Origin of the sequence: Xenophilus azovorans DSM 13620, from assembly GCF_000745855.1 — a bacterium.
Lineage (GTDB): Bacteria > Pseudomonadota > Gammaproteobacteria > Burkholderiales > Burkholderiaceae_C > Xenophilus > Xenophilus azovorans.
The window spans coordinates 1-27,000 of record NZ_JQKD01000022.1; the positions used below are offsets into that span (position 1 = coordinate 1).

Annotated in this window: 23 protein-coding genes and 1 pseudogene; 11 read left to right on the top strand and 13 right to left on the bottom strand. The window is 72.4% G+C overall.

Features of this window, described 5'->3' with window-relative positions; translation table 11 throughout:
* Positions 1–190: transposase (locus Q392_RS13515; RefSeq protein WP_038208556.1), on the bottom strand; the 190-nt coding region annotated here is incomplete at its 3' end.
* 55 nt (positions 191–245) lie between these two features.
* Between Q392_RS13515 and Q392_RS32005 the strand changes: the two are divergent.
* Positions 246–428, top strand: a pseudogene (locus Q392_RS32005) (sulfite exporter TauE/SafE family protein); the annotation flags it as partial.
* Between the two features lie 40 nt (positions 429–468).
* On the top strand, positions 469–1,230 hold the full coding sequence (locus Q392_RS13520; protein ID WP_038208189.1) for an SDR family NAD(P)-dependent oxidoreductase: 762 nt from the start codon (positions 469–471) through the stop codon (positions 1,228–1,230).
* Here the strand turns inward: Q392_RS13520 and Q392_RS13525 are convergent, their stop codons facing one another.
* The 7 genes from Q392_RS13525 to Q392_RS13555 all read right to left on the bottom strand — a co-directional run bounded on the left by Q392_RS13525 (position 1,231) and on the right by Q392_RS13555 (position 9,834).
* Positions 1,231–1,719: a MarR family winged helix-turn-helix transcriptional regulator gene (locus tag Q392_RS13525; RefSeq protein ID WP_038208193.1), complete on the bottom strand. Its 489-nt coding sequence runs from the start codon at positions 1,717–1,719 to the stop codon at positions 1,231–1,233.
* Between the two features lie 112 nt (positions 1,720–1,831).
* Complete coding sequence (locus Q392_RS13530) at positions 1,832–3,607, bottom strand: acyl-CoA dehydrogenase family protein (RefSeq protein WP_038208196.1); 1,776 nt, start codon at positions 3,605–3,607, stop codon at positions 1,832–1,834.
* A 19-nt stretch (positions 3,608–3,626) separates the two neighbouring features.
* A complete protein-coding gene (locus Q392_RS13535; RefSeq protein WP_038208199.1) occupies positions 3,627–5,339 on the bottom strand; it encodes a tannase/feruloyl esterase family alpha/beta hydrolase in 1,713 nt (570 codons plus the stop codon).
* 5 nt (positions 5,340–5,344) lie between these two features.
* Positions 5,345–6,337, bottom strand: coding sequence for a Bug family tripartite tricarboxylate transporter substrate binding protein (locus Q392_RS13540; protein WP_038208209.1), 993 nt, complete (start codon positions 6,335–6,337; stop codon positions 5,345–5,347).
* Between the two features lie 29 nt (positions 6,338–6,366).
* Complete coding sequence (locus Q392_RS13545) at positions 6,367–7,131, bottom strand: SDR family NAD(P)-dependent oxidoreductase (RefSeq protein ID WP_038208210.1); 765 nt, start codon at positions 7,129–7,131, stop codon at positions 6,367–6,369.
* A 16-nt stretch (positions 7,132–7,147) separates the two neighbouring features.
* A complete protein-coding gene (locus Q392_RS13550) occupies positions 7,148–9,022 on the bottom strand; it encodes a feruloyl-CoA synthase (RefSeq protein WP_038208212.1) in 1,875 nt (624 codons plus the stop codon).
* 35 nt (positions 9,023–9,057) lie between these two features.
* Entirely contained in the window at positions 9,058–9,834 is a 777-nt protein-coding gene (locus Q392_RS13555; RefSeq protein WP_038208216.1) for a crotonase/enoyl-CoA hydratase family protein, read from the bottom strand.
* Positions 9,835–9,937: 103 nt separating this feature from the next.
* Between Q392_RS13555 and Q392_RS13560 the strand changes: the two genes are divergently transcribed.
* Positions 9,938–10,804, top strand: coding sequence for an amidohydrolase family protein (locus Q392_RS13560; protein ID WP_038208219.1), 867 nt, complete (start codon positions 9,938–9,940; stop codon positions 10,802–10,804).
* A 6-nt stretch (positions 10,805–10,810) separates the two neighbouring features.
* On the opposite strand, the gene Q392_RS13565 is transcribed toward Q392_RS13560, so the two are convergent.
* Complete coding sequence (locus Q392_RS13565) at positions 10,811–11,587, bottom strand: SGNH/GDSL hydrolase family protein (RefSeq protein WP_051953442.1); 777 nt, start codon at positions 11,585–11,587, stop codon at positions 10,811–10,813.
* A 248-nt stretch (positions 11,588–11,835) separates the two neighbouring features.
* On the opposite strand from Q392_RS13565, the gene Q392_RS13570 reads away from it, so the two are divergent.
* A complete protein-coding gene (locus Q392_RS13570; protein WP_038208221.1) occupies positions 11,836–13,185 on the top strand; it encodes a bacterial transcriptional activator domain-containing protein in 1,350 nt (449 codons plus the stop codon).
* A 27-nt stretch (positions 13,186–13,212) separates the two neighbouring features.
* On the top strand, positions 13,213–13,545 hold the full coding sequence (locus Q392_RS13575) for a hypothetical protein (RefSeq protein ID WP_038208224.1): 333 nt from the start codon (positions 13,213–13,215) through the stop codon (positions 13,543–13,545).
* Positions 13,546–13,562: 17 nt separating this feature from the next.
* On the opposite strand, the gene Q392_RS13580 is transcribed toward Q392_RS13575, so the two are convergent.
* Genes Q392_RS13580 through Q392_RS13590 form a run of 3 tightly spaced genes read right to left on the bottom strand, consistent with a single transcriptional unit; the run spans position 13,563 to position 16,653 of the window.
* Entirely contained in the window at positions 13,563–14,807 is a 1,245-nt protein-coding gene (locus Q392_RS13580) for an AI-2E family transporter (protein ID WP_038208227.1), read from the bottom strand.
* A complete protein-coding gene (locus Q392_RS13585) occupies positions 14,804–15,598 on the bottom strand; it encodes a LytR/AlgR family response regulator transcription factor (protein WP_051953443.1) in 795 nt (264 codons plus the stop codon). The genes Q392_RS13580 and Q392_RS13585 overlap by 4 nt, the downstream gene beginning before the upstream one ends.
* Positions 15,595–16,653, bottom strand: coding sequence for a sensor histidine kinase (locus tag Q392_RS13590; protein WP_038208230.1), 1,059 nt, complete (start codon positions 16,651–16,653; stop codon positions 15,595–15,597). Before Q392_RS13590 ends, Q392_RS13585 begins: the two co-directional genes overlap by 4 nt.
* A 150-nt stretch (positions 16,654–16,803) precedes the next feature.
* Here Q392_RS13590 and argH point away from each other — a divergent pair, with 150 nt between their 5' ends.
* Both argH and Q392_RS13600 read left to right on the top strand, forming a co-directional pair.
* A complete protein-coding gene (argH, locus tag Q392_RS13595; protein WP_038208233.1) occupies positions 16,804–18,201 on the top strand; it encodes an argininosuccinate lyase in 1,398 nt (465 codons plus the stop codon).
* Positions 18,202–18,273: 72 nt separating this feature from the next.
* Positions 18,274–19,743 carry a rhomboid family intramembrane serine protease gene (locus Q392_RS13600; RefSeq protein WP_038208236.1) on the top strand — a complete coding sequence of 490 codons (1,470 nt, stop codon included), beginning with the start codon at positions 18,274–18,276 and terminating at the stop codon, positions 19,741–19,743.
* 196 nt (positions 19,744–19,939) lie between these two features.
* On the opposite strand, the gene ppc is transcribed toward Q392_RS13600, so the two are convergent.
* The gene (ppc, locus tag Q392_RS13605; protein WP_051953444.1) at positions 19,940–22,813 is read right to left on the bottom strand and encodes a phosphoenolpyruvate carboxylase; all 2,874 of its coding nucleotides are present in this window, start codon (positions 22,811–22,813) and stop codon (positions 19,940–19,942) included.
* A gap of 57 nt (positions 22,814–22,870) precedes the next feature.
* Here ppc and hemC point away from each other — a divergent pair, with 57 nt between their 5' ends.
* Genes hemC through Q392_RS13625 form a run of 4 tightly spaced genes read left to right on the top strand, consistent with a single transcriptional unit; the run spans position 22,871 to position 26,999 of the window.
* Positions 22,871–23,815 (top strand): hydroxymethylbilane synthase, encoded by a 945-nt coding sequence (gene hemC, locus Q392_RS13610; RefSeq protein WP_038208566.1) that lies wholly within the window; start codon positions 22,871–22,873, stop codon positions 23,813–23,815.
* Between the two features lie 7 nt (positions 23,816–23,822).
* Positions 23,823–24,602, top strand: a complete 780-nt coding sequence (locus Q392_RS13615; RefSeq protein ID WP_038208239.1) for a uroporphyrinogen-III synthase — start codon at positions 23,823–23,825, stop codon at positions 24,600–24,602.
* Positions 24,599–25,681, top strand: a complete 1,083-nt coding sequence (locus Q392_RS13620; protein ID WP_038208242.1) for a uroporphyrinogen-III C-methyltransferase — start codon at positions 24,599–24,601, stop codon at positions 25,679–25,681. Before Q392_RS13615 ends, Q392_RS13620 begins: the two co-directional genes overlap by 4 nt.
* A gap of 34 nt (positions 25,682–25,715) precedes the next feature.
* Positions 25,716–26,999 (top strand): heme biosynthesis protein HemY, encoded by a 1,284-nt coding sequence (locus Q392_RS13625; RefSeq protein WP_038208573.1) that lies wholly within the window; start codon positions 25,716–25,718, stop codon positions 26,997–26,999.
* Position 27,000 lies beyond the last annotated feature (1 nt).

Here is a 27,000-nt window from a genome sequence, read left to right on the forward strand (position 1 = left end):
CGCCTTCGCGCTGGCCCGTGTCACGCTCGTGCTGACGCACCCAGTTCAACAGCGTCTGCGGCGTGCTGCCGATCTTGCCGGCGATCGATACGACCGCCGCCCACTGCGACGCGTGCTCCCCTCGATGCTCGAACACCATGCGCACCGCACGCTCGCGCACCTCCGGCGAAAACTTCACTGACTTCCTCATGATGGCTCCATCTTCTCAAACGAGGGAGCCTCCGCGAAAGCCGGGGCGGTTCAGGCTGGGCCTGCTGGACGGCCGCAACCTGGCGACCTCGCTGGTGCTGATGCCGCTGGCGCCGCTGGGCGTGTGGGCCGGCGTGCGCGTCGCGCGCCGCATCGATCCTGTCTGGTTCTACCGCTGCGTCTACGCTGGCATGCTGCTCACCGGCCTGAAGCTGGTGTGGGACGGCTTCCTCGCCTGACGGCCTTCTTCTTTCCGTTCATCCCTTCTGGAGACTCCTCATGGCCTCTGCCGCCGCCTCCCTGTTCATCCTCACCGGCGCCTCGCGCGGCATGGGCCGCGCCATGGCTTCGCAATTGCTCGCGCGCGGCAGCGGCGTGCAACTGCTGTGCATCTCGCGGCGCACCGACGCGGCGCTGGAGGCCGAGGCCGCGAGCGCCGGCAGCCAGGTGGTGCAGTGGTCGCTGGACCTGGCCGACCCGGTGCCCGCGGCGCAGCAGCTCGGGCAGTGGCTGGCCGGGCTGGACGGCGCGGCCTTTGGCGCCGCCACGCTGATCAACAACGCCGGCACCGTGGGCGACCCGGCGCCGCTGGCGCAGGCCGCGCTGCCGGCGCTGTCGCAGGCGCTGCGCGTGGGGCTGGAGGCGCCGCTGCTGCTGACGGCCGCCTTCCTGCACGCGACGGCGGGCTGGGCAGGGCGCCGGCAGGTGCTCAACATCTCCTCCGGGCTGGGCCGCAACGCGATGGGCAGCCAGGCGCCGTACTGCGCGGCCAAGGCGGGCATGGACCACTTCTCGCGCGCGGTGGCGCTGGAGTCGGGCGGCGCGCGCATCGTCTCGCTGGCGCCGGGCGTGATCGACACCGACATGCAGGTGCAACTGCGCAGCGCCGACGCGGCGCTGTTCCCCGACCGCGGACGCTTCGAGAAGCTCAAGAGCGAGGGGATGCTCGACTCGCCCGAGTCGGCTGCGCGCAAGGTGCTGGCGTGGCTGGAGCGGCCGGACTTCGGCGATCAGCCGGTGGCCGACGTGCGCCAGGGCTGATCAGAGATAGATTTTCTGCAGCAGGCGGATCAGCGTCTCGCGTTCGCGTGCGGTGAGCTTGGCGCTGGCGTCCTGTTCGAGCTGGACGACGGCTTTTTCGGCCTCGCGCACCAGCTCTTCGCCGGCCGGCGTGAGGTGCAGGCCGACGGCGCGCCCGTCGTACGGGTGGGGGCGCCGTTCGATCAGGCCGCGCTTGTCCATGCCGGCCACGATGTTGACGAAGTTGGGCGGCAGGATATCGAGCTTGGCGCACAACTGGCGCGAGGTGGCGCCCGGGTTGTGCGCCAGCAGCGAGAGCACGGAGAAATCCACCGGCTTGAGGCCGTAGTCGGCCATGCGTTCGGCGAACACCGCGCTGATGACCAGGTAGGCGCGCCGCGTGTTGTAGCCGACCAGGCTTTCGAGCAGGCCGCTGTCCAGCAGATCGGGGGTGTTGGCGGAGCGGGGGGCGCCGGGCGCTGTTTTTCTTGTCGTCGATGTCGATGCCATGGCGCGCAGGCTACCGTAGCCCGGCCGCCGCGCACGCAGGGCTTCCCTGGGGGTGGGGGCGTCGGACGGGCTCACCGGAATACCTTCGCGCTACGGCACTGGCACGCAATGCTCATGCCGCCTCGCAGGCCTTCTTGACGATGCCGGCGCGCAGCTCGAACTCCGGCAGCACCCAGCGGCGGAAGGCGGCGGCCGGGCGCGCCCAGCGCGCGGCGTCGGCGCCGGGCGTGGCCTCGATGCGCGCCCAGGCCCAGGCCATCATGGCCAGCATCGCCAGGCGCAGGTAGTCGTCGGCCACTTCGTAGGGCAGGCGCGGCCTGGCCTGGGCGGCCATGGCGACGTTCGTCGTCAGGTAGCGCAGCTGCGCCAGGCGGCGCTGGGCGTCGGCATCGGCCTCGCGCGAGGCGTCCAGTTCGTCGCGCAGCGCCAGCAGCGTGGCGGCGAAGCCGGCGCCGGCGTCGGGCAGCACCTTGCGCACCAAGAGGTCGATCGCCTGGATCTCGTTGGTGCCCTCGTAGATCATGGTCACGCGCGCGTCGCGAAGCACCTGCTCGATGCCCCACTCGCGCACGTAGCCGTGGCCGCCGAAGACCTGCAGGCAGGCGCTGGCGCCCTCGAAGCCCTGCTGCGTGCAGGCGGCCTTGAGCACCGGCGTGACGTAGCTGCACCACTGCTGCGCCGCCTCGCGCGCGCGGGCGTCGACGGCGTGGCGGGCCACGTCGAGCTGCACGCCGGTGCGGTAGGCGATCAGGCGCGCGCCATCGGCCCAGGCGCGCTGGGTGTCGAGGATGCGGGCGACGGCGGGGTGGTCCTCGATCAGGCTCGGCTCGCTGCCGGGCGCGCCGGGCGCCGAGGCAGCGCCGGGCCGCCCCAAGCTGCCGAGTCCCCCTCGGGGGGCGCCGCCGGCATCGCCGGCGGCTGGGGGCGCTTTCATCTGCCGCCGCTCGGCGGCATAGGCCGCGGCCTTCTGCAGGGCGGCGTCGAGCAGGCCGATGCCCTGCAGTGCTACGTGCAGGCGCGCGCTGTTCATCATGACGAACATGGCGGCCAGCCCGCGGCCGGGCTCGCCGACCAGCCAGCCGGTGGCCTCGTCAAAGCGCATCACGCAGGTGGGGCTGCCGTGCAGGCCCATCTTTTCCTCGATGCGCTCGCAGTGCACCGCGTTGCGGCTGCCGTCCTCCAGCACCTTGGGCACCAGCGCGAGCGACAGGCCCTTGGGGCCGGGCGGGCCGTCGGGCAGGCGGCACAGCACCAGGTGGACGATGTTGTCCGTCAGGTCGTGCTCGCCGCCGGAGATGAAGATCTTGGTGCCGGTGATGCGCAGCGAGCCGTCGGCCTGCGGCTCGGCGCGCGTGCGCACCAGCCCCAGGTCGCTGCCGGCGTGGGCCTCGGTCAGGCACATGGTGGCGAGCCATTCGCCGGTGGCGATCTTTCCGAGGTAGCGCGCCTTGAGTTCGTCGCTGCCGTGGTGCTTCAGGCACTCGTAGGCGCCGTGCAGCAGGCCCGGCGCCATGGTGAAGCCGTGGTTGGCGCCGCTGAGCCATTCGTACAGCACCGCCTCCAGCACGGCCGGCAGCCCCTGGCCGCCGTCGTCGGGGTGGGCCGAGAGGGCCGGCCAGCCGCCATCCACGAAGGCGCGGTACGCCTCGCGGAAGCCCGGCGGCGTGCGCACGCTGCCGTCAGCCTCGCGGCGGCAGCCGGTCTCGTCGCCCTCGCGGTTCAGCGGCGCGACCACCTCGCCGACGAATTTGCCGGCTTCATCCAGCACCTGCTGCACGAGTTCCGCATCGACTTCGCCGAAGGGCGCCAGCGCCTGCAGCGCGGCCGGCGCAGCCAGCACGTCGCGCAGCAGGAACAGGGTGTCGTCGGGGAGGGGGCGGTAGTCCATGGTGCGGCGGAGAAGGGGTTCAGGAAGCGCGGCAGGCGAAGCTGGCCGCCTGCTCGGGATCGCCGCCGACGTAGCGGGCCACGCGCGGCCAGGCGCACAGCGGGCGGCTGCGCTGCGGCGACCAGTCCGCCGGCACCTCGGGGTTGGGCTGCGGCGTGCCGGCGCCGCGGGCGCGGGCTTCCACCGCGTCGGGCGCGCGGCCCTGTTCGACCCAGGCCACCAGCGGCGCCAGCAGGTCGAACTGGTCGGTGGACGGGCCGCCGCGGCAGTGGTTCATGGCCGGCACGGGGAAGTAGCGCGCGAAGGCCGCGGCCCGGCCGCCGTGGGCGGCGTCCAGCTCGCCGTACCAGCGCGCGGTGTCGCTGGGGGAGAACACGCCGTCGGCAGTGCCGTGGTAGACGATCATCTTCGCGCCGCGGCCGCGCAGCGCGGCCAGGTCGCCGGCCGGCGGCAGCATGAAGTCCAGCGCCGATTCGCGGTAGGTGGCGTCGCGGGCGGCGATGCGCGGCGCGTCGCGGTCCATGTCGAAGCCCAGCGCGAAGGGCAGGCCCTGCGGCCGGTCGGCCAGCGGCGGCGTGCTGAAGATGAAGGCCACCGCGGCGGCGTCGCGCGTGCCCGGCGAGGCGAGCTTCCAGTTCCGCCAGTCCTGGCCGGCCAGGCCGGGATCGAACGGGAAGGCGCTGTACAGGGCCTTGCCCCGGCTGTCGCGGGCGCCGGCGAAGACGCGCGCGAGCGTGTCCTTCTGCGCCGGCGTGAGGCACCGGCCGGTGCGCTCGCCGGCGCAGGCCGGCACGTCGCGCGCCACGTCGAAGCGCGCCTGGCAGGCCTGCACGTCGCCCACGATGCCGTCGGCCAGGCCGTCCAGCGCGTCGCAGCGGGCGCGGATGCGGCCGGCGACGAAGGTCAGCTCGTCCGGCGTGAAGGCGGTCTGCAGGTCGGGCTGGCCGGCGGCGGTGCGGCCGGTGGCGATCCGTGCGTACTGCTGCGCCCCCCACAACTGCGCGACGGCGGCCCTGGGCAGGTTGAAGCCCGGGTTGCCGGCCAGCACGCCGTCGTATTCGCCGGGCAGGCGCGCGGCGGCCACCATGGCGTGGCGGCCGCCGTTGGAGCAGCCGGCGATGTAGGAGCGGTCGGGCCCGCGCCCGTAGGCGGCGGCGACGAGCTGCTTGGCCACCGGCGTGAGCTGGGTGACGGCGTCGTAGCCGTAGTCCCGCCGCGCCTGCGGATCGAGGCCGAAGCGCGGGTTCTGCGCGCCGCTGTGGCCGGCGTCGGAACTGACCACGGCGAAGCCCTGCTGCAGGGCCGTGTGGGTCGGCGCGCCGCCGCCGATCGTGCCCATGGCGGGCACCACCGCGCCGTCCAGGCCGCCGTTGACCTGGTGCAGGAAGCGTCCGTTCCAGGCGTCCGGCAGCCGCAGCTCGAAGCCGATGGCATAGCGCTGGCCGTCCACCGGGCTGGTGCGTTCGTTCAGCCGGCCCTGCACCAGGCAGTGGGCCGGCACCGCAACCGGGCTGTTACCCACCGTGACGGTGTCGGCCGCCACCGGCTCGGCGCGCGTGAGCACCGTGCCGGCGGGCAGGGCGCCTTGCGCCAGCGCCGCGCACTGGTGCAGCGCGCCCGGCCGCGCGGCGGCCAGGCGCGGCAGGCTGGCATCTGCATCCGGCCGGCTGCCGCAGGCGGCCAGGAGCAGGGCGGCACTGCCGGCCGCCACGGTCAGGCGCATGCCCCGCATGGCGCTCAGGATTCCGCCGTGAACCCGATCTGCTTGACCAGCGGACCCCAGCGCTCGTACTCGGCCTTCTGGTCGGCCGCCATCGCCTGCGGCGTGCTGCCGTGCGCCACCAGGCCCACCAGCGCCAGCGAGTCGACGACCGACTTGTCCTTCAGCGCGGCGGTGATGGCGGCGTTGGCCGCGGCGATGGTGGCGGCAGGCGTCTTCGCGGGGGCGAAGAAGCCGAACCATTCCTCCGAGGTCACGTCCGGGTAGCCCAGCTCGGTGAAGGTGGGCACGTCGGGCAGGTAGGGCGAGCGCTGCTTGCCCGAGGTGGCCAGCACGCGCACGCGGCCGCTCTTCATGTACTGCAGGTAGTCGCCGCTGGGGTTCATCGCCGCGGCGATCTGGCCGCCCACCAGGTCGGTGATGCTGGGCACCGTGCCGCGGTAGGGCACGTGCTTGAGTGCCACGCCCGAGCGCAGGCCGAGCAGCGCGCCCAGCAGGTGCGGCATGGAGCCGGCGCCGGGCGAGCCGTAGCTGGCCTGGTCCGGGTTGGCCTTGGCCCAGGCCAGGAAGTCCTTGAGCGTTTTCACCTCGGCCGGCACGGCCGGGCCCACGGCCAGGCCGTGGAACATGATGGCGCCGATGGACACTTGCGTCACGTCCTCGGGCTTGTAGCTGAGCTTGGGGTAGATGTACGGGTAGACCGAGAGGGCCGACACCGGCGCCAGCGTGAGCACCGAGCCGTCGGGCGGCGAGTTCTTCAGCGCCTCGACCGCGATGCGGCCGCCGGCGCCGGGCCGGTTCTCCACATAGCCGGGGTTCTTGCTGTAGGGCGTGCCGCCGATCTTCTCGGCGACGCGGCGGGCGACGCTGTCGCCCGCGCTGCCGGCCGGGAAGCCGTACATGATCTTCACCTGGTCCAGCGCCTGGGCCAGCGCGGAAAGCGGTGCGAGCGCGCCCAGCGCGGCGGCACCGCCGAGGGCGTGGAGGAGGAAGTGGCGACGGTCTTGCATGGTCTGTCTCCTTTGGTGGCGGGGGCGGGTTATCGGGGCGACATGCGCAGCGCGCCGTCCAGGCGGATCACCTCGCCGTTGAGGTGGCCGTTGGTGACGATGTGGCAGGCCAGCTCGGCGAACTCCGAGGGCTTGCCCAGGCGCGGCGGGAAGGGGATCGAGGCGGCCAGCGACTGCTGCACGGGCTCGGGCAGCTCCAGCAGCAGCGGCGTGGCGAAGATGCCGGGCGCCACGGTGCACACGCGGATGCCGTGCTGCGCCAGGTCGCGCGCCATCGGCAGCGTCATGCCCACCAGGCCGCCCTTGCTGGCGCTGTACGCCTGCTGGCCGACCTGCCCGTCGAAGGCCGCGACCGAGGCGGTGAACATCATCACGCCGCGCTCGCCGCCGTCCAGCGCATCGAGCTTCGCGCAGCGCGCGGCGAACAGGCGGCTGATGTTGTAGGTGCCGATCAGGTTGACGTTGACGACGCGCGCGAAGTCTTCCAGCGGCGCCGGGCTGCCGTCCTTGCCGACGATGCGCTTGGCGCTGCCGATGCCGGCCACGTTCATCAGGATGCGCGCCGGGCCGTGCGCCGCCTCGGCGCCGGCCAGCGCGGCCTCGACGCTGGCGGTGTCGGTGATGTCGCAGGCGAAGGCTGCGCCGCCGATCTCGGCCGCCACCTTCGCTGCGAGTTCGGCGTTGCGGTCCAGCACGGCGACCCTGGCGCCCAGCCGGGCCAGCTCGCGGGCGGTGGCCTCGCCCAGGCCGGATGCGCCGCCGGTGACGAGCGCGCTCTGTCCTTCGATCTTCATGTCTCGCTCCTTTGCGTCATTGCCATTGCGGCTTGAGGGTGAAGGGCAGCGCGTCGGCGTGCAGCGCCTGCACGGCGGCGTCGCGGTGCTTGAGCACGGCGCGCTGGTTGATGGAGCCCTTGTCCGTCACCTCGCCCTTGTCGATGGAGGGCGGCTCGGCCATCAGCGCGGCGCGGGCGATGCGGTTGGCGCTGCCGGTGGCGTCGCCGGCCAGCCGGTCGACGACTTTCTGGAAGTGCTGCTGCACCGCCTCGCTCTCCAGCACCTGCTGCATCGGCGCGCCTGGCGGCAGGCCGGCCAGTTCGCGCACCGCCTGCGTCGGGAAGATCAGCGCGCCCACTTCCTTCATGTTCAGGCCGGTGAGCACCACGTCCTGGATGTAGGGCGCGCCGAAGGCGATCACCTTGGCGCGCAGCGGCCCCACGCTGACGAAGGTGCCGGTGGCGAGCTTGAAGTCTTCCGCGATGCGGCCGTCGAAGCGCAGGCCCAGGTGGATGTTGTCCGGGTCGATCCAGGCCACGGCGTCGCCGGTCTTGAAGAAGCCTTCCTCGTCGAAGGCGTCGTGCGTCGCCTCGGGCATGCGCCAGTAGCCGGGCGTGACGTTGGGGCCGCGGTAGCGGATCTCGACCTTGCCGTCGGTCGGCACCAGCTTCACTTCCATGCCCGGCGTGGGCAGGCCGAGGTCGCCGGTCTGCACCTGCGGGCGGGTGATGTACAGGCCGAAGGGGCCCGATTCGGTCATGCCCAGGCCGGTGCCCATCACCAGGCGCTCGCCGATCTCGGCCTCCTGGATGCGGTGGAGCTGGTCCCACACCGCCTGCGGCAGCGCGGCGCCGGCGTAGAAGAACATGCGGCAGCGCGACAGCAGGCGCTTGCGCAGCACCGCGTCCTCTTCCATCGCGTTGGCGATGTACTCGAAGCCGGTGGGCACGTTGAAGTACACGGTGGGCGCGATCTCGCGCAGGTTGCGCAGCGTCTCGGCGATGCCGGCAGGCGTGGGCTTGCCGTCGTCGATGTAGAGCGTGCCGCCGTTGTCCAGCACGATGCCCACGTTGTGGTTGCCGCCGAAGGTGTGGTTCCACGGCAGCCAGTCGACCAGCACCGGCGGCTCGTCGCCCAGCGCGGGGATCGAGGCGCGCAGTTGCGCCTGGTTGGCGCACCACATGCGGTGCGTGTTGATCACCGCCTTGGGGTTCTTGGTCGAGCCCGAGGTGAAGAGGAACTTGGTGATGGTGCCCGGGTGTGTGGCGTGCATGGCCGTGTCCACCGCAGCGGTGGGCTCGGCGGCCAGCAGCTCGGCGAGCGGCGTGGTGCGGCGGCCCTCCAGCGTGCCGCCGGCCAGCACCACCTCCACGTCCTGCGGCACGGTGGCGGCGATGGCGGGGGCATAGCGCGTGTCGGCCGCGAACACCAGGCCCGGCGTCAGCGTGCCCAGCACGTGGCGCAGCTTTTCGTAGTCCTTGCTCACCAGCGAGTAGGGCGGCGAGACGGGGCAGTGCGGGATGCCCGCGTACAGGCAGCCCAGCGCCAGCAGCGCGTGCTCGATGCCGTTCTCGCTCAGGATGGCGACGGGGCGCTCTTCCGACAGGCCACGGTCGAGCAGCGCCTGGCCGATGGCGCGCGCCTTCGCCAGCGCCTCGCGGTAGGTGACGCGGATCCAGTCGCCGGTGCTGCCGTCGGCGTTGCGCGCGCGGCGGGCGATGAAGGTGCGCTCCGGCGCCACGGCCGCCCAGTACACCAGGCGGTCGGTCATGCGGTGCGCGTAGGGCCCCAGGGGCCGCTCGGCCGCGAGGTACTGCACGCCGTCGCCGCCCTCGCGCAGCACGCCGCGCGTGACGCCGAAGGCCAGGGGGCGGTAGGCCGGCGCAGCCGCCCGTGTCGTCTCCGTCATGTCGATCTCCGTCGATTGAAAAAGGGGGCCGGGCCTCAGCCCTTGGCGACCTTGGCGGCGCGGCCTTCGAGGAAGGCGCGCACGCGCTCCTTGGCGTCCGGCGCGTCCTGCACGATGCCGGACATCAGCGCCTCGGTGAAGAAGCCATGGTCGGCCGGCTGCTCGGCGATGCGCGGCAGCGCGTGCATCAGGGCGTAGTTGGTCAGCGGTGCGTTGGTGGCGACGCGGCGCGCCAGCTCCAGCGCCTTGTCGAAGGCCGTGCCCTCGGGCACCAGGTACTGCGCGAAGCCGGCGCGCTCGCCTTCCTCGGCGTTGTAGACGCGGCCGGTCATCATCATGTCGGTCATGCGCGCCACGCCGATCAGCCTGGGGATGCGCACCGAGCCGCCGCCGCCGACGAAGATGCCGCGCGAGCCCTCGGGCAGCGCATAGAAGGTGCTCTCGTCGGCCACGCGGATGTGGCTGGCGCTGGCCAGCTCCAGCCCGCCGCCGACCACCGCGCCATGCAGCGCCGCGATCACCGGCACCGGACCGCCCTGGATGCAATCCAGCGCCTGGTGCCACATGCGCGAGTGCTGCACGCCCTGGCTGGCGTTGCGCTCGCTGATTTCCGAGAGGTCGAGCCCGGCGCAGAAGTGCGGGCCCTCGCCGTCGAGCACCGCCGCGCGCACCGTGCCGGGCAGGTTCTGGAAGGTGTCGCGCAGCGCGAGGATCAGCCCGTCGTTGAGCGCATTGCGCTTGGCCGGACGGGTCAGGCGGACGATGGCGATGTCGTCCTGGATGTCGAGGCGGAGGTCGGGGTTCGGCGTCATGATTGCAGTCCTTGCTGGAATCGATTATGGTTATGAAAAATAACCAACTCAAGCACCGCCGCGCCTGATTGGATCGGTATTTACCCTAGCCCGGAGACAGTCCATGGACATCGCCAACCTCATCGCCATCGACACGCACACCCATGCCGAGGTGAGCTGCTGGAACCCCTTCGACAACTACGGCGAGGAGTACGACCGCGCGGCCGACAAGTACTTCAAGTCCGGCCGCCGCCCGACCATCCAGGAGAGCATCGACTACTACCGGGAGCGGAAGATCGGCATGGTGATGTTCGGCGTGGACAGCGAGTCCAACCTGGGCCGCCGCCGCATTCCCAACGAGGAGATCGCCGAGGCGGCGCAGAAGAACCCCGACGTGCTGATCGCCTTCGGCAGCATCGACCCGCACAAGGGGAAGATGGGCGCGCGCGAGGCGCGGCGGCTGATCGAGGAGCACGGCGTACGCGGCTTCAAGTTCCACCCCACCGTGCAGGGCTACCACCCCTACGACCGCATGGCCTGGCCGATCTACGAGGTGATCGCCGAGCACCGGCTGCCGGCGGTGTTCCACACCGGCCACAGCGGCATCGGCTCGGGCATGCGCTGCGGCGGCGGCCTGCGGCTGGAATACAGCAACCCGATGCACCTGGACGACGTGGCGATCGACTTCCCCGACATGCAGATCGTCATGGCGCACCCGAGCTTCCCGTGGCAGGACGAGGCGCTGTCGGTGGCCACGCACAAGCCCAACGTGTGGATCGACCTCTCGGGCTGGAGCCCCAAGTACTTCCCGAAGCAACTGGTGCAGTACGCCAACACGCTGCTGAAGGACCGCGTGCTGTTCGGCAGCGACTGGCCGCTGATCTCGCCCGACCGCTGGATGAAGGACTTCCAGGAGGCCGGCTTCAAGCCCGAGGTGATGCCGGGCATCCTGAAGGACAACGCCGTCCGGCTGCTCGGCCTGGGCGGCTGAGCGCGCTCAGCGCGGCACGGCGTCGGCGGTGGTGGTGGTCACCGCCGGCGGATCGTCGTCTTCATCGGCCTGCAGGTGGGCGGTGATGGCGTCGTGCCACAGCCGGTAGCCGGCCTGGTTCATGTGCAGGCGGTCGGGCAGGAACAGCTCCGCGCGCGGGCGGCCGTCCTCGTCCACCATCGGCGTGTAGATGTCGATGAAGTCCGCATCCGCCTGCGTGCGCACGTAGGCCGCGATGATGTGGTTGGCCTCGCGGATCTGCGGCAGCAGCCGCTCGCGCGAGGGGCTGGGCTTGATCGAGATGTAGCTGATGCGCGTGTCGGGCAGGGCCTCGCGCACGGTGTGGGCGAACTGCGCGAAGGCCTCCAGCACCTGGATCGGCGTGCGGCCCAGCATCAGGTCGTTGTCGCCGGCGTACACCAGCACGTGGCGCGGGCGGTAGCGCACCACCAGGTCGCGCGCGAGCACGCTGCATTCGGCCATGGTGGAGCCGCCGAAGCCGCGGTTGATGACCACCGGCAGCTCGCTGAAATCCTGCGCCAGGCGGCTCCACATGCGGATGCTGGAGCTGCCGAAGAACAGCACGCCGCCGCTCTCGGGCATCCGCGTCCGGTCGGCCGCGGCGAAGGCGTCCAGCGAACTCTTCCAGCGCAGCTGCGCGGCCAGGTAGGCGGGCGAGAGGCCCGGATCGGGCGCCGGCTGCTCGGCGAAGGCGGCTGCTGCGCCCCACAGCGCGGCGGCGCAGACCAGCAGGGACGGCGCCAGCCGGCGCGCAGCGGACATGGGAAGGCGAAACGGCATCACGTGGTCGGTACGACAGATACGGGGAAGAGCCAAGGCCATGCAACCCTCGAGCCAGCCGGCCGGTTGACAGCGCAGCGCGGAGCGAGGCCAAAAATCTTAACGGGCGTTCCTGACAGCGCCGCGTCGCCGCGACGGCCGGAAGCGCGCCGCCGCCGATTCAGGAAACAAAATGACACATATACTCCGCCAGATCAACAGGGGGAACGAGCCCCATGCACGGAGCACCCATGCCCAATCCGGCTCTCGACGACGAGGACAGCCTGCCCGCCCCGGCCCCCTTCTGGCATCGGCTCAACACCTTCTTCGGCCTTCCGCTGCAGGGCACGCCGCTGCTGTATGCGCTGGCGCTGGCGGCGTCCAGCCTGCTGGTCCTGCCGCTCGGCGCGGTCATCGGGCTGCCGCTGGCCATCGTGGTGGTGGTGCTGGGGCTGCTGCTGGCCGTCAGCCGCTACGGCTTCAAGGTGATGGCGCTGGGCGCGCGCGGCATCTTCCGCGCTGCCGACTATCCGCACCGGATGGAGGAGGACGTCACCGCGCTGCCGTGGAAGCTGTTCCTCGTGCTGCTGGCGCAGGGCTTCGCCGCCGGGCTGGTGCAGCGCCTGTTCGGCGAGGGGATGGGCCTGCTGGCCACCGGCGTCGTCTCGCTGGTGATGCCGGCCACGGTGATGGTGATCCTGCTCACCGGCAGCGGCATGGCAGCCCTCAACCCGGCACGCCTGTGGGACACCATGACAGTGGTCGGCTGGCCCTACCTGCTGCTGTTCTTCTTCCTGTATTTGCTCAATGGCGGCATGGGCTTCGGCGCCGTGTTCGTCGTCACCAAGATCGGCCGCACCATCGCCATCCCGCTGCTGAGCTTCGTCGTCATCTACTTCAGCTGGGTGATGTTCGCGCTGCTGGGCTACGTGATCTATCAGCACCACCGCGCCTTCGGCATCGACCTGCTGCCCGGCGGCGAGGCCGACGAGGGCCGCCCGCAGCTCACGCCCGAGCAGCAGGCCCAGCGCGCCGCCGACAAGGAGGTGGCCGGTCTTGTCGCTGCCGGCGACGTGCCCGCCGCGCTGGCGCTGGCTTACGAGGCGCAGCGCATCGACCCCTACTCGCTGCCGGCGCAGCGCCGCTACCACCGCGTGCTGCTGCTCGCGGACGACAAGACGCCCACGCTGCTGGACCACGGCCGCCGCTTCATCGAGCAGTTGGTGCAGCAATCGCAGGTGTCGGAGGCGCTGCGCGTCTACCAGGCCTGCCGCGGCAAGGACGAGGCCTTCATGCCCGAGGGCAGCGCCAGCACCTTCGCGCTGGCCCGCCATGCCTGGCAGGGCGGCGACGCGAAGGAGGCGCTGCGCCTGCTCAACGGCTTCGACAAGCGCTTCCGCGGCGACCCGCTGATCCCCCAGGTCTACGAACTCGCGGCGCGTGCGCTGGTGCAGGGCCTGGGCAAGCCGAAGATGGCGCTGCCGATCCTGCAGCAGCTGGAGCGCAAATATCCCGAGAGCGAGGCGGCGCGGGAGGTGCGGTGGATGCTGCGGGAGGTGGTGGATGAGGGGCAGGCAGGGGCGGCGCCGGCACAGGCTTGAGGCCTCCGCGGCAACCTCGGAACGATCATGAGCCGCGTGACCATCTCGATCCGGCCGTGCCAGCCGACTGCCTCGTTGATCGGTCGCATCCGCTCCATCACGAAGCTGGGCATCGCCGACGTGCGCGACCGTCTCGCAGGCGGTGAGCCGCTGTTCGATCAAGAGATCTTCGGCAACCGGGCGGAAGATCTCTTTGCGCAGGCAAGAGGCCTTCTGCTTGCGCTGGAGGAAGAGGGACAGCAACCGCTGGTGAGCGAAGCCGGTCGGCCGATCACGGCGCAGATACTGCGAAACATCCTTCAGGCGTCCGAAGCGTCGGCGGAGGAACTGCGGCGCCTGGACGATCTGGGGCATGTCTAGGTCCGGCCCACCCGCCCTCAATCCCCCAGCAGTTCCCCCACCGGCCGCAAGTCCTCCACCCGGTCGCACACCGCCTTGACGACCATGAGGATGGGGATGCCCAGCAGCAGCCCCCACACGCCCCAGAGCCACCCCCAGAAGATCACGCCGACGAACACGGTGACGGGGTTCATGCGCGCGGTGCGGCTGGTCAGCCAGGGGGCCAGCAGGTTGCCGACCAGGGTGTGGATGAGCAGCGAGCTGCCGGCCACGGCCAGGGCCATCTCGATGCTGCTGAACTGCAGGAAGGCCACCAGGCCGGCGGCGGCGAGCATGATCACCGAGCCGACGTACGGGATCAGGTTGGTGACGCCGGCGAGGATGCCCCACACCGCCGCGTTGGCCAGCCCCAGCGCCCAGAAGGTCAGGCCGGTGGCCACGCCGACGACCGCGCTGGTGAAGATCTGCACCATCAGGTAGCGCTCGATCTGCCGCGTGATGTCGTCCAGCACGTGCACGGTGATCCTCTTGCGCTGCAGGCCGTGGCCGGTGATCTTGACCAGCTTGCGGCGGAAGGTGTCGCCCGAGCACAGCGCGAAGTAAGTGAGGAAGACCACCAGCGTAAGCTGGCTGGCGGCGCCGAGCAGGCCGACGGTGCCGCTCCACAGGTAGTCGCGCACGTTGAAGGGCGGGCGCTCGATGATGACGCGCTGCACGCCGCGGCGCGGCGGGGCGGGGGTGGCGTTGTCCTGGGCAGCGCGCTCCAGCTGCGCCGCCGCGGCCTGCACGGTGTCGAGCGGGCTGGCCTTGGTGCTGCGCTCGCGCACGGCGGCGCGCAGCTTCTGCGCGGCCACGGGCAGGGCATCGATCACCTCGGCGGCGCTGCCCGACAGCGAATAGCCTGTCCATCCCAGCCCGCCGCCCAGCGCCACCAGCAGCAGCGCCGCGCCCAGCCAGCGCGGCAGGCGCCAGCGCTCCAGCCGGTCGACCACCGGCGCGAGCGCATAGGTCAGCATCAGGCTGAGCATCAGCGGGATGAACACCGCCGCCGCCCAGCGCAGCGCGAACACGCAGGCCAGCACGGCCAGCACCGCCAGCGAGATGCTGCGCACGTCCACCGGCATCTGCAGAACGACCGGCGGGCCGTCGGCGGGCGGGGGCGGTGCCGGCGCGTCCGGCGGAGCGGCCTCCTCCGCGACTTCCGAAGTGGCGGGCGGCTCCTCGTCGGCGGCGGGGCCGGCGTCCGGGCCGGGGCTGGGTTCGGGCGGCGGTGGGTTGTTCATGGGTTCCTCACGGCCTCGCGCACGCCGGCGAGCATGCGGCGCGAGACCATCACCAGCTCCGGCACGCCGGCCAGGCGCAACGCCCAGCCCTCGGTGTCTTCCTCCTGGTCGTAGTGGCGCTCCAGCGCGCGGATGGCGCTGCGCGCGACCAGGGTGCTGCGGTGCGCCCGCACGAAGCGCTCGGGCCAGCGCTCCTCCAGTTCGCCCAGCGTGCCGTCCATCACCAGCGAGCGGGTGGCGGTGCGCACGGTGATGTACTTCAGCTCCGCGCGCAGGTAGATCACCTCGGCCAGCGGGATGCGCTCGGCGCGCCCGCGGTCCTGGATCAGCAGGTGCTCGGCCGGCGCCGCCGCGCCCTGCGCGGCACGGCGTTCGCGCAGCACGCGCTCGGCCTTGGCCAGCGCCTGCTGCAGCCGCTCGGCGCGCACCGGCTTGGTCAGGTAGTCGACCGCCTCCAGCTCGAAGGCGGTGACGGCATGCTCCGCGTGCGCGGTGACGAAGACCACCGCCGGCGCGTCGGGACGCTCGCGCAGCAGCCGTGCGAGCTCCACGCCGTCGATGCCGGGCATGTGGATGTCCAGCAGCATCACGTCGAAGGGCTGGGCGTCCAGCAGCGCCAGGGCCTCGCTGCCCTGGGCCGCCTCGCCGCCGATCAGCGCGGCGGGCGTGCGGCACTCGCCCAGCAGGGTGCGCAGGCGGGCGCGGGCGAGGGTCTCGTCGTCCACCACCAGGGTGCGCAGCGCGTGCGAGAGCGGGCGGGCGGCGGGAAAGGATTCGGGCGGCAGGCTCATGGTTCTTCTTCTGCGGGGATGTCGATGCGCACGCGGTAGTGGTCTCCGTCCACCCCGGCGCGGAAGCTCGCCTGCACGTCGTGCAGCAGCTTGAGCCGGTCGCGTACGTTGTTCAGCGCGATGCCATGGCCGCGCGGCAGCGGCGCGTCGGCCCAGTACAGCGGCGGCAGGCTGTTGACCACCTCGATCACCACCTTGGCCCCGCGCCGCTCGGTGCGGATGCGCAGCTTGCCGCCCTGCGGGCTGGGCTCCACGCCGTGCTTGACGGCGTTCTCCACCAGCGGCTGCAGCAACAGGCGCGGCAGCCGCGCACCGTCGGCCCGCGGGTCGACCGCCCAGCGCACCCGCATGCGGCGGCCGAAGCGCACCTGCTCGATCGCCAGGTAGCGCTGCGCCAGCGCGATCTCGTCGCCCAGGGTGGCCGGCTGGTCCGGGTCGGCCAGCGCGGAACGGAACAGCTCCGACAGGTCTTCCAGCATCGTCTCGGCCTGGGCCGGCGCCTCGCGCACCAGGGCGATGGCGCTGTTGAGCGTGTTGAAGAGGAAGTGCGGGCGGATGCGCTGCTGCAGCTCCTCCAGCCGCGCCGTGGTGGCGGCCGGCGTGCGGCCGCTGGCGCGCAGTGCCATCGCCACCATCGCGCTGCCGGCGAAGGCCGCGCCGGCCAGCGCGCTGGCCAGCCACGAGGCCGAGGGCATGACGCCGGTGAAGCGCAGCAGCGCGCAGCCGTAGGCGGCCGAGGCGGCGCCCAGCAGCACCCCCGCGGCGTACTGCAGCCGCCGCGGCCAGCGCGCCATCGGCCGGCGCAGGGCGCACACCGCCACCAGCCACAGCAGGGTGGCGGGCAGCGCGCCACCGGTGACGGCCGCCGCCAGCCCCAGCCAGTCGACGAAGCCGGGGGCGACGAACAGGGTCGTGATGGCCACCAGCGCCTGCACCGCCAGCACGGCGCGCAGCACCACGCCGATGCGGCAGGCGTCGAACAGCAGCGGCTGCGCCGCCGGCCGCTGGGGCGCGGGAGCGGACGCGGCGGCGGGCGGCCGCAGCGGGGCCGGCATCGTCGAATCGACGCCGGGGTCGGCCGATAAAATCGATGGGTTTCGCATCCCTCGCGAGGCGGTGGGCAGGCAGCGGGCCATTATTGCTGCGCCCGCCGCCGTTGCCGCCTCCGGCCGCCCCTTCCCGCCCTGCCTGCCGTGCACTCCGTCATGACCCAGAACCAACTCGACAAGAAATCCGAAGCCTGGTCGGCCCTTTTTTCCGAGCCGATGAGCGAGCTGGTGCAGCGCTACACATCGAGCGTGTTCTTCGACAAGCGCCTGGCGCATGCCGACATCGAGGGTTCGCTGGCCCATGCCGAGATGCTGGCGGCACAGAAGATCATCTCCGCGCAGGACCTGGCCGATATCCGGCGTGGGATGGCACAGATCCAGGGCGAGATCGACGCCGGCAGCTTCGAGTGGAAGCTGGCGCTGGAAGACGTGCACCTGAACATCGAGGCGCGCCTGACGCAGCTGGTCGGCGACGCCGGCAAGCGCCTGCACACCGGCCGCAGCCGCAACGACCAGGTCGCCACCGACGTGCGCCTGTGGCTGCGCGGCGAGATCGACCTGATCGACGGCCTGCTGGCCGACCTGCAGAAGGCGCTGCTCACGATCGCCGGGCAGAACGTGGACGCCATCCTGCCCGGCTTCACCCACCTGCAGGTGGCGCAGCCGGTGAGCTTCGGCCACCACATGTTGGCCTACGTGGAGATGTTCGCCCGCGACGCCGAGCGGCTGGCCGACGTGAGGAAGCGCGTGAACCGCCTGCCGCTGGGCGCGGCGGCTCTTGCCGGCACCACCTACCCGCTGGACCGCGAGCGCGTCGCGAAGACGCTGGGCATGGAGGGCGTGTGCCAGAACAGCCTGGACGCGGTGAGCGACCGCGACTTCGCCATCGAGTTCACCGCCGCGGCCAGCCTGTGCATGGTGCACATCAGCCGCTTCAGCGAGGAGCTGATCCTGTGGATGAGCCAGAACTTCGGCTTCATCCAGATCGCCGACCGCTTCACCACCGGCAGCTCGATCATGCCGCAGAAGAAGAACCCCGACGTGCCCGAACTGGCGCGCGGCAAGACCGGCCGCGTGGTCGGCCACCTGATGGGCCTGATCACCCTGATGAAGGGCCAGCCCCTGGCCTACAACAAGGACAACCAGGAGGACAAGGAGCCCCTGTTCGACACCGTCGACACGCTCAAGGACACGCTGCGCATCTTCGCCGAGATGGTGGGCGGCATCACCGTCAAGCGCGAGGCGATGGAGGCCGCCGCCCTCAAGGGCTACGCCACCGCCACCGACCTGGCCGACTACCTGGTGAAGAAGGGCCTGCCCTTCCGCGACGCGCACGAGACGGTGGCGCACGCCGTCAAGGCCGCGATCTCGCACAGCGTGGACCTGTCGGAACTGCCGCTCGCGGTGCTGCAGGGCTTCAACCCCGGCATCGACAAGGACGTGTACGACGTGCTGAGCCTGCGCGGCTCGCTCAACGCCCGCAACACGCTGGGCGGCACCGCGCCGGCGCAGGTGAAGGCGCAGATCGCGCGCCACCGCGCGCGCCTGGGCTGATCGGCCGCCCGCTCCCGGAACGACGACCACCCGACCCGCGCCGGCGCCCACCCGCCGCATCGCGCCGAGCGCATGTTCTACGCCATCCCGCTGGAGAACCCGCCCACCTGGCGCAACCCGCCGTGGATGACGGTGCTGCTCATCCTGCTGAACGTGCTCGTCTGGTGGGGCCCGCAGCGCAGCGAGCACAAGGCGCACGAGCGTGCCGCCGCCTTCTACGCCAGGAGTGCGCTGCCGGCGCTGGAGATGCCGGCGTATCTCGACTGGCTGGACGCCACCGGCGCGAAGCACGCCCGCCAGGCGCGGCGCGCCTACGAGCGCAAGCAGTACGCGCCCCTGCTCGACGCGATGAACCAGTCCGCGCCCTTCCTGGCGAAGCTGCGCGCCGACGAGGTCGTCACCCCGGCGAACCCCCGCTACGAGGAGTGGGCGAGCGCCCGCCGCCAGTACGACGCGATGCTGCCCGCGCCCTTCACCGCGCGCTGGGCGATGGACTTCAACCCCGACACCGAATGGCGGCCCGTCACCCTGCTCACGGCCGCCTTCCTGCACGGCAGCACCGGGCACCTGCTGGGCAACATGCTGTTCCTGTTCCTCTTCGGCTGCACGGTCGAACTGGCGCTGGGCCGTGCGACCTACCTCGGCTTCTACCTGCTCGGCGCGGTGGGCGCGTCGGCCATGTCCACCTGGTTCCACATGGGGCAGGGCGGCCTGGGGCTGGGCGCCTCGGGCGCCGTCTCGGCGCTGATGGCGATGTACGCCGTGCTCTACCGCATGCGGCGCATCCGCTTCTTCTACCAGCTCTTCTTCTATTTCAACTACGTCAGCGCGCCGGCCCTGCTGCTGCTGCCGGCGTGGATCGCCAACGAGCTGCTGCAGCAACTGCTGTCCGACGGCGGCGTCGACTACATGGCGCACCTGGGCGGCCTGCTCACCGGCGCCACGCTGATGGCGCTGACCCTGGCCGTGCGCCGCGTCGAGGCGCCCCGCGCGCCGGTACCGGCCGAGGCCGACGACGGCCATGCGGCGCAGGTCGCGCTGGCGCGCCGGCTCACCGGCGAGATGCAGTTCGAGCGCGCGGCCGCGGCCTGGAAGGCGGCGGCCAGGCTGCGCCCGCGCGATGCCGAGACGCTGCGCCAGTGGTTCAACCTGGCGAAGCTGTGGCCGGCCGGCGAGGACTTCCACCGCTGCGCGCGCATGATCTTCGCGCTGCCCGGCAAGGACGACGCGACGCTGGCGCTGCAGCACGCCAGCTACCGCACCTACCTCGACACCGCCAAGCCCGGCGCCCGGCTGCAGCCCGACGACATGGTGCGGCTGGTGCGCCGCTTCGTGCGTGCGCGCGAGTTCGCCGACGCCGAGAAGCTGTGCCAGGCGCTGATCCGCACGGCGCCCGCGCATCCGCGCCTGGCCGACACGCTGGGCATCTGCGCCACGGGGCTGCTGCAGGCCGGGCAGCACGAGCGGGCCCGGGCGTGGCTGCCGCAGTTGCAGCGGTTTGCGCCAGCGGAACAAGTCACGCGCTTGCTGGCGCAGGGGTGATGTGCCGGAGCGGGGCGCTCGCCGTGGCAAGGGGGCCGCGGTGCGGTGGGTCCACAACTTCCGTTCGGGCTGAGCTTGTCGAAGCCGTGCGCCGCGCTTCGACAAGCTCAGCGTGAACTGCGGGTGGATGGTTCAAAGGCTGCATCGAGCCGCCCGGGCCCGGCACCGAGATCGCCAACGCCCCAGGGGCCCGCAATCAGCCCGTATTGCGCAGCCCCGCCGCCACCCCGTTGATCGACAGGTGGATGCCGCGCTGCAGCCGCTCGCCGCCGTCGCCGCTGCGGAAGCGGCGCATCAGCTCCACCTGCATGTGGTGCAGCGGGTCGATGTAGGGGAAGCGGTGGCGCACCGAGCGCTGCATCTCCACGTTGCCCTCCAGTCGCTGCTTCGCGCCGGTGATGAGCGTGAGCGCGTCGGAGGTCCTGTGCCACTCGGCCTCGATCATCGAGAACACCTTCTGGCGCAGCTTGCGGTCGCCCACCAGTTCGGCATAGCGCGTGGCCAGCGCCAGGTCGCTCTTGGCCAGCACCATGTCCATGTTCGACAGCAGCGTGCGGAAGAAGGGCCACTGCGCGTACATGCGCTGCAGCAGCGCCTCGCGCTCCTTGCGGCCCTTGGCGTCGGGCGCGCCCTCGACGAAGCGCACGACCGCGCTGCCGAAGCCGTACCAGCCGTTGAGCGTCAGGCGGCACTGGCCCCAGCTGAAGCTCCAGGGCACGGCGCGCAGGTCCTCGATGTTGTGCTTGGGGTTGCGCGAGGCGGGGCGCGAGCCGATGTTCAGCTCGGCGATCTCGCGGATCGGCGTGGCGCCGAAGAAGTAGTCGACGAAGCCCGGCGTCTCGTACACCAGCGCGCGGTAGGCGGCCATGCTGGCGCGCGAAAGCGCCTCCGCCGCGTCGAGGAAGGCCGCCGGCGCGGCCTTGTTCGGCGTGAGGAAGGTCGCCTCCAGCGTGGCGGCCACCAGCGTCTCGAGGTTGCGCCGGCCGATCTCGCTGTTGGCGTACTTCGAGCCGATCACCTCGCCCTGTTCCGTCAGGCGCAGTTGCCCGCGCACGGTGCCCGGCGGCTGCGCCAGGATGGCCTGGTAGCTCGGTCCGCCGCCGCGGCCCACGGTGCCGCCGCGGCCGTGGAACATGCGCAGGCGGATCGGCCGCTCCTGCCCTGCATTCAACTCGTCGAACAGCTTCACCAGCGCGTTGCCGGCGCGGTACAGCTCCCAGTTGCTGGTGAAGATGCCGCCGTCCTTGTTGCTGTCGCTGTAGCCGAGCATCACGTCCTGCTCGGCGCCGGAGCGCTGCACCATCGCATGCACGCCCGGCAGGCCGTAGAAGGCGCGCACGATGGGCGCGGCGTTGCGCAGGTCCTCGATGGTCTCGAACAGGGGCACGACGATCAGGTCGCACACGGCATCCTCGTTCAAGGTGCCGCGCATCAGGCCCACTTCCTTCTGCAGCAGCAGCGCTTCCAGCAGGTCGCTCACCGTCTCGGTGTGGCTGATGATGTAGTGGCGGATGGCGGCGCGGCCGTAGCGCGCGTGCGCCGTGCGGGCCTGCGCGAAGATGGCCAGCTCGCTCACCGTGAGCGGCGCGTAGGCCGCGTCGGGCACGTGCAGCGGACGGGCGTCGTCCAGCAGGCGCAGCAGCAGCGTCTGCTTGGCGTCTTCCGCCAGCGCGGTGTAGTCGGGCTCGATGCGCGCCACCTTCAGCAGGTCGGCCACCACCGCCTCGTGCTTGTCGGAGCTTTGCCGCAGGTCCACCGTGGCGAGGTGGAAGCCGAACACCTCCACCGCGCGGATCAGCGGCTTCAGGCGCGGTTCGACCAGCGCGGCGCCGTGCTTCTCGCGCAGCGATTCCTCGATGGTGCGCAGGTCGGCCAGCAGGCCCTGGGCGTCGGGATACGGGTTCTGCGGCGCCACCGCGTGGCGTGCCGCCACGCCGCCGGTCAGCTCGCGCAGCGTGGCCGCCAGGCGGGCGTAGATGCCGATGAGGGCGCGGCGGTAGGGTTCGTCGCGGCGGTGCTCGCTCGGGTCGGGCGAGGCCTCGGCCAGCGCCTGCATCTCGGGCGACACGTCCACCAGCGCGGCCGACAGCGACAGCTCGCCGCCCAGGTAGTGCACCTCGGTCAGGTAGTGGCGCAGCGCCAGCTCGCACTGGCGGCGCAGCGCGTAGTCCAGCGTCTCGGCCGTCACGTTGGGGTTGCCGTCGCGGTCGCCGCCGATCCACTGGCCCATGCGCAGGAAGGGCGCGATGTCCTCGCGGCCCAGCGCTTTCTCCAGGTCGGCGTACACGTGCGGGATCTCGCGCAGGAAGGTCGCCTCGTAGTAGGACAGCGCGTTCTCGATCTCGTCGGCCACCAGCAGCTTGGTGAAGCGCACCAGCCGCGTCTGCCAGAGCTGCGTGACGCGCACCCGCAACTGCGCCTCGTTGTCGGCCAGCTCGCGCGGCGTGAGCGCGTCCTTGCCGCCGGCGTACAGGCGCTGGCGCTGGCGGATCTCGTCGCGCGCGGCCAGCAGCTGCGCGATGCCGCGCTCGGCGTCGAGGATGCTCTTGCGCTGCACCTCCGTCGGGTGCGCTGTGAGCACCGGCGAGAGATAGCTGTGCGCCAGCGCCTGCGCCACCTGCGCGTCGCCGATGCCGGCCTTGCGGATGCGCGCCAGCGCCACCTCCAGGCTGCCCTCGATGGCTTCGCCGGCGCGCTCGGCCTCGGTGCGGCGGCGGATCTGGTGGCGGTCCTCGGCCAGGTTGGCCAGGTGGCTGAAGTAGGTGAAGGCGCGGATCACGCGCACCGCCTCGTTGGCCGAGAGGCTCTTGAGCAGGTTCTTGAGCGCGCGGTCGGCCGAGTGGTCCTGGTCGCGGCGGAAGGCCACCGACAGGGTGCGGATCCGCTCCACCAGCTCGAAGGTGGCCGCGCCTTCCTGCTCGCGGATCACGTCGCCGAGGATGCGGCCCAGCAGGCGGATGTCCTCGATCAGCGGCTGCTCGTCGGCCTGGCGCCGGGGGGCGGCCGGCTTGGCCGGGCTGGGGCTCTTCCTGGTCTTCGCGGGCGGGGTCCTGCGGGCGGCGGTGCTCATCCGGGTGGCTCCTGGGTAGGGGACATGGCGCGTGCAACGGCGTTGCTGCGGCGCAACATGCTAGCATCGTCAGCCCCCGAAGCCTGCGTTCCTCCACCCGTGAAACCCATCGTCATCGCCACGCGCGAAAGCCGCCTGGCCCTCTGGCAGGCCGAGCATGTGAAAGCACTTCTGCAAGAACGGGGCCACGCCGTCGAACTGCTGGGCATGACCACGCGCGGCGACCAGATCCTGGACCGCACGCTCAGCAAGGTCGGCGGCAAGGGCCTGTTCGTCAAGGAGCTGGAGACGGCGCTGGAGGAGGGCCGCGCCGACATCGCGGTGCACTCGCTCAAGGACGTGCCGATGGAGCTGCCCGAAGGCTTCGATCTGGCCTGCGTGATGGAGCGCGAGGACCCGCGCGACGCGCTGGTCTCGCCAGGGTACGCCTCGCTCGACGAGGTGCCGCAGGGCGCGGTGGTCGGCACCTCCAGCCTGCGCCGCACGGTGCTGCTCAAGGCGTTGCGGCCCGACCTGCGCATCGAGCCGCTGCGCGGCAACCTCGACACCCGCCTGCGCAAGCTCGACGAGGGGCAGTACGCCGCCATCGTGCTGGCGGCGGCGGGCCTCAAGCGGCTGGGCCTGCAGGCGCGCATCCGCCAGGTCTTCGAGCCCGAGGCGATGCTGCCCGCGGCAGGGCAGGGCGCGCTGGGCATCGAGATCCGCGCCGGCCGCGACGACCTGCGCGCCGCCCTGGCGCCGCTGGCGCACCAGCCGACCTGGCTGGCGACCGCCGCCGAGCGCGCCGTCAGCCGCGCGCTGGGCGGCAGCTGCTCCATGCCGCTGGCCGCGCATGCCCGCACGGGTGCGCAGGGCCTGCATCTGGCCGCCGCCTGGGGCGACGCCGAGGGCAGCGGCGCGCTGGTGCGCGCGCAGGCGGCGGAGGCCGTGACCGACCTGGCCGGGGCCGAGGCGCTCGGCATGCGCGTGGCCGGCGCGCTGCGCGCCGGCGGCGCCCGCTAGCGCCGGCATGGCCACGGCGGTGCGTCCTTCGGTGCTGGTCACGCGGCCGGCCGGCGAGGTCGGCCGCTGGGTGGATGCATTGCGCGCTGCCGGCATCGAGGCCGAGGCGTTTCCGCTGATCGAGATCGCCGCGCAGTTGCCCGGCGCGATGGCGCCGCTGCCGCCGGCGGACGCGCACGACGCGCTGATGTTCGTGAGCGCCGCCGCCGTGGCGCACTTTTTCCGGCTGCGGCCGATGCAGGCGGCCGGCCTCGGCGCCGCGCGCTGCTGGTGCACCGGCCCCGGCACGGCGGCCGCACTGCAGGCGGCCGGCGTGCCTGCGGAGCGCATCGATACGCCGCCCGAGGCGCAGGCGCGCTTCGATTCGGAAGCCCTGTGGGAACAGGTCGAGACGCAGGTGCGCCCCGGCCTGCGCGTGCTGCTGGTGCGCGGGGCCGACGCGCAGGGTCGGCCGGCGGGGCGCGACTGGCTGGCCCGCCGGCTGGAAGCGGCGGGCGCGGCGGTGCAGACCGTCGCCGTCTACCGGCGGCTGGCGCCGCAGTTCGACGAGGCTGCGCGCCGACGGGCGCAGGCCGCCGCGCGCGACGGAAGCTGGTGGCTCTTCAGCAGCTCCGAAGCCGTGGGCAACCTGCGGGCCGCACTGCCGGGCCAGGACTGGGCCGGGGCGCGCGCGCTGGCGACCCATGAACGCATCGTGGAGGCCGCGCGCCAGGCCGGTTTCGGACGGGTGGAGGCGGTTTCGCCGCGCCTGCCGGAGATGGTCGCCTCGATAGAATCCCTTCGATGACGGCCGCCTCCGTGTCCGAAGAATCCTCCCCCGGCACGGCGCCGCCCCTGGCCTTGCCGGCGCCGGTGGCTGTGGTGCCCGTCGCGGTCACGGCGCAGGGCGTGCGGCTGGCCTTCGGCGTGCTGGCGCTGCTGACCGGCATCGCGCTGCTGCTGGCGATCCTGCTGTGGCAGAAGGTCTCGGGCATGCAGGAACAGCTCGCCCGCCAGAGCGCCGATGCCACCGTCCAGGCCACCGAGGCCCGCGCCCTGGCCCGCCAGGCGCAGGAGACGGTGAGCGACGCCGCGGCGCGCCTGGCGCTCTTGGACACCCGCGTGTCCGAACTCACGCTGCAGCGCGCCCAACTCGACGAACTGATGCACAGCCTCTCGCGCTCGCGCGACGAGAACCTGGTGGTCGACATCGAGTCCGCCGTGCGCCTGGCGCTGGAGCAGGCCCAGGCCACCGGCAACGTGCAGCCGCTGCTGGCGGCGCTCAAGGCCGGCGAGCAGCGCGTGGCGCGCGCGGCGCAGCCCCGGCTGGCGCCGCTGCAGCGCGCGTTGCAGCGCGACGCGGACCGCATCCGCGCGACCGCCAGCGGCGACGGCGGCGAGGCGCTGTCGCGCCTGGACGAACTGCTGCGCGGCGTCGACGACCTGCCCACCCTCAACCAGCTCGCGGTGCGCGGCGCGGCCGCGCCCGACGCCTGGGCCAACGAGGCCGTGCCGGCCGACGCGCCGTGGTGGCAGCGCTTCCTGATGACGGTGCGGGGCGAGCTGCGCTCCCTGGTGCGCGTCTCGCGCATCGACCGGCCCGAGGCGGCGCTGCTCGCGCCCGACCAGACCTTCTTCCTGCGCGAGAACCTCAAGCTCAAGCTGCTCAGCGCGCGGCTGGCGCTGCTGTCGCGCCAGGCGGACAACGCGCGCGGCGAGCTGGCCGGCGTGCAGGCGCTGATCAACCGCTATTTCGACCCGGCATCGCGCAAGGTGCAGGTCGCCGCGACCCAGTTGCAGCAGGTGCAGTCGCTGGTCAGGGCGTCGGCGCCGCCGCATGTCGACGACACCCTGGCGGCTCTTGCTGCCGCTGCTGCCGGCCGATGAGCAACCCCTGCCGCCCCGCGAGGGAGACCCCCTGATGCGCGCCGCGCTCTGGCTGCTCGCGCTGTTCGGCATCGCCGCCGCGGTGGCGCTGTTCGCCGGCAACAACCAGGGCACCGTCACGCTGTTCTGGCCGCCCACGCGCATCGACCTGTCGCTCAACCTGGTGCTGCTGGCGCTGGGGCTGCTGTTCGTGGTGCTGCACCTGGCGCTGCGCGCGCTGGCGGCCCTGTTCTCGCTGCCGATCCAGGCGCGGCAGTGGCGCCTGCAGCAGAAGGAGCGGGCGCTGCACGCGGCGCTGCTCGACGCGATGGTGCAACTGCTGGCCGGCCGCTTCAGCCGCGCGCGCCGGGCGGCGCAGGCGGCCCTGGCGCAGGAGCGCATGCTGGCTGCGCTGGAAGCCCCGCTGCCCCAGGCGCCGCAGGTGCGCGCCCTGGCCCACCTGCTGGCGGCCGAGGCCGCGCAGTCGCTGCAGGACCAGCCCGGTCGCGACGCGCATCTGCACCAGGCCCTGCAGGAAGGCGACGACGCCCGCGCCGCGGCCGGCCTGGCGCCCGAGACGCGCGAGGGTGTGCAACTGCGCGCCGCGCGCTGGGCCCTGGAAGACCGCGATCCCGCCGCCTCGCTGGCCCGGCTGGCCGAACTGCCCCAGGGCGCCCAGCGCCGCACGCTGGCCCTGCGGCTGCGGCTGAAGGCGGCGCGCCAGGCCGGCCGGCCGCAGGACGCGCTGGACACCGCACGGCTGCTCGCCAAGCACCGCGCCTTCTCCGCCGGCGCCGCCGCCAGCATCCTGCGCGGCCTGGCCGCCGACCTGATCGGCCAGGCGCACGACACCGGGCAGTTGCGCCAGGCCTGGGCGCGGCTGGAGCCGGCCGAGCGCGAGATCCCCGAGGTCGCCATCCAGGCGGCGCAGCGCATGATCGCCCTGGGCGGCGAGCCGGCCACGGCCCGCGCCTGGCTGCTGCCGGTGTGGGAGCGGGCCGTCGCGCAGCCGCGCGCGATGGACGAGGGCTTGCGCATCAAACTGGCGCGCGCGCTGGAGGCCAGCCTCGACACCGTCGATGCCGACTGGCTGGCGCGCATCGAGGCGGCCCAGCGCGCCGACCCGCGCAACGCCACCCTCCAGTACCTGGCCGGCATGGCCTGCATGCGCCGCCAGCTCTGGGGCAAGGCGCAGCAACTGCTGGCGCAGGCCGGCACGGCGCTGCAAGACGCCGAACTGCACCGGCGCGCCTGGTCGGCCCTGGCCGAGTTGGCCGAGATGCAGGGCGACCCGGCGCGGGCCGCCGAGGCCTGGAAGCAGGCCGCCCTCGGCCGCTGAG

Coding starts and splice junctions, on each gene's coding strand:
- Q392_RS13620 (WP_038208242.1), top strand. CDS start 24,599: ATGACGGCCGCCTCCGTGTCCGAAGAATCCTCCCCCGGCACGGCGCCG.
- ppc (WP_051953444.1), bottom strand. CDS start 22,813: ATGAGCACCGCCGCCCGCAGGACCCCGCCCGCGAAGACCAGGAAGAGC.
- Q392_RS13545 (WP_038208210.1), bottom strand. CDS start 7,131: ATGAAGATCGAAGGACAGAGCGCGCTCGTCACCGGCGGCGCATCCGGC.
- Q392_RS13560 (WP_038208219.1), top strand. CDS start 9,938: ATGGACATCGCCAACCTCATCGCCATCGACACGCACACCCATGCCGAG.
- Q392_RS13570 (WP_038208221.1), top strand. CDS start 11,836: ATGCCCAATCCGGCTCTCGACGACGAGGACAGCCTGCCCGCCCCGGCC.
- Q392_RS13535 (WP_038208199.1), bottom strand. CDS start 5,339: ATGCGGGGCATGCGCCTGACCGTGGCGGCCGGCAGTGCCGCCCTGCTC.
- Q392_RS13555 (WP_038208216.1), bottom strand. CDS start 9,834: ATGACGCCGAACCCCGACCTCCGCCTCGACATCCAGGACGACATCGCC.
- Q392_RS13585 (WP_051953443.1), bottom strand. CDS start 15,598: ATGAGCCTGCCGCCCGAATCCTTTCCCGCCGCCCGCCCGCTCTCGCAC.
- Q392_RS13550 (WP_038208212.1), bottom strand. CDS start 9,022: ATGACGGAGACGACACGGGCGGCTGCGCCGGCCTACCGCCCCCTGGCC.
- Q392_RS13530 (WP_038208196.1), bottom strand. CDS start 3,607: ATGGACTACCGCCCCCTCCCCGACGACACCCTGTTCCTGCTGCGCGAC.
- Q392_RS13625 (WP_038208573.1), top strand. CDS start 25,716: ATGCGCGCCGCGCTCTGGCTGCTCGCGCTGTTCGGCATCGCCGCCGCG.
- Q392_RS13540 (WP_038208209.1), bottom strand. CDS start 6,337: ATGCAAGACCGTCGCCACTTCCTCCTCCACGCCCTCGGCGGTGCCGCC.
- Q392_RS13615 (WP_038208239.1), top strand. CDS start 23,823: ATGGCCACGGCGGTGCGTCCTTCGGTGCTGGTCACGCGGCCGGCCGGC.
- Q392_RS13600 (WP_038208236.1), top strand. CDS start 18,274: ATGTTCTACGCCATCCCGCTGGAGAACCCGCCCACCTGGCGCAACCCG.
- Q392_RS13525 (WP_038208193.1), bottom strand. CDS start 1,719: ATGGCATCGACATCGACGACAAGAAAAACAGCGCCCGGCGCCCCCCGC.
- Q392_RS13520 (WP_038208189.1), top strand. CDS start 469: ATGGCCTCTGCCGCCGCCTCCCTGTTCATCCTCACCGGCGCCTCGCGC.
- Q392_RS13590 (WP_038208230.1), bottom strand. CDS start 16,653: ATGCCGGCCCCGCTGCGGCCGCCCGCCGCCGCGTCCGCTCCCGCGCCC.
- argH (WP_038208233.1), top strand. CDS start 16,804: ATGACCCAGAACCAACTCGACAAGAAATCCGAAGCCTGGTCGGCCCTT.
- Q392_RS13575 (WP_038208224.1), top strand. CDS start 13,213: ATGAGCCGCGTGACCATCTCGATCCGGCCGTGCCAGCCGACTGCCTCG.
- Q392_RS13565 (WP_051953442.1), bottom strand. CDS start 11,587: ATGTCCGCTGCGCGCCGGCTGGCGCCGTCCCTGCTGGTCTGCGCCGCC.
- hemC (WP_038208566.1), top strand. CDS start 22,871: ATGCTAGCATCGTCAGCCCCCGAAGCCTGCGTTCCTCCACCCGTGAAA.
- Q392_RS13580 (WP_038208227.1), bottom strand. CDS start 14,807: ATGAACAACCCACCGCCGCCCGAACCCAGCCCCGGCCCGGACGCCGGC.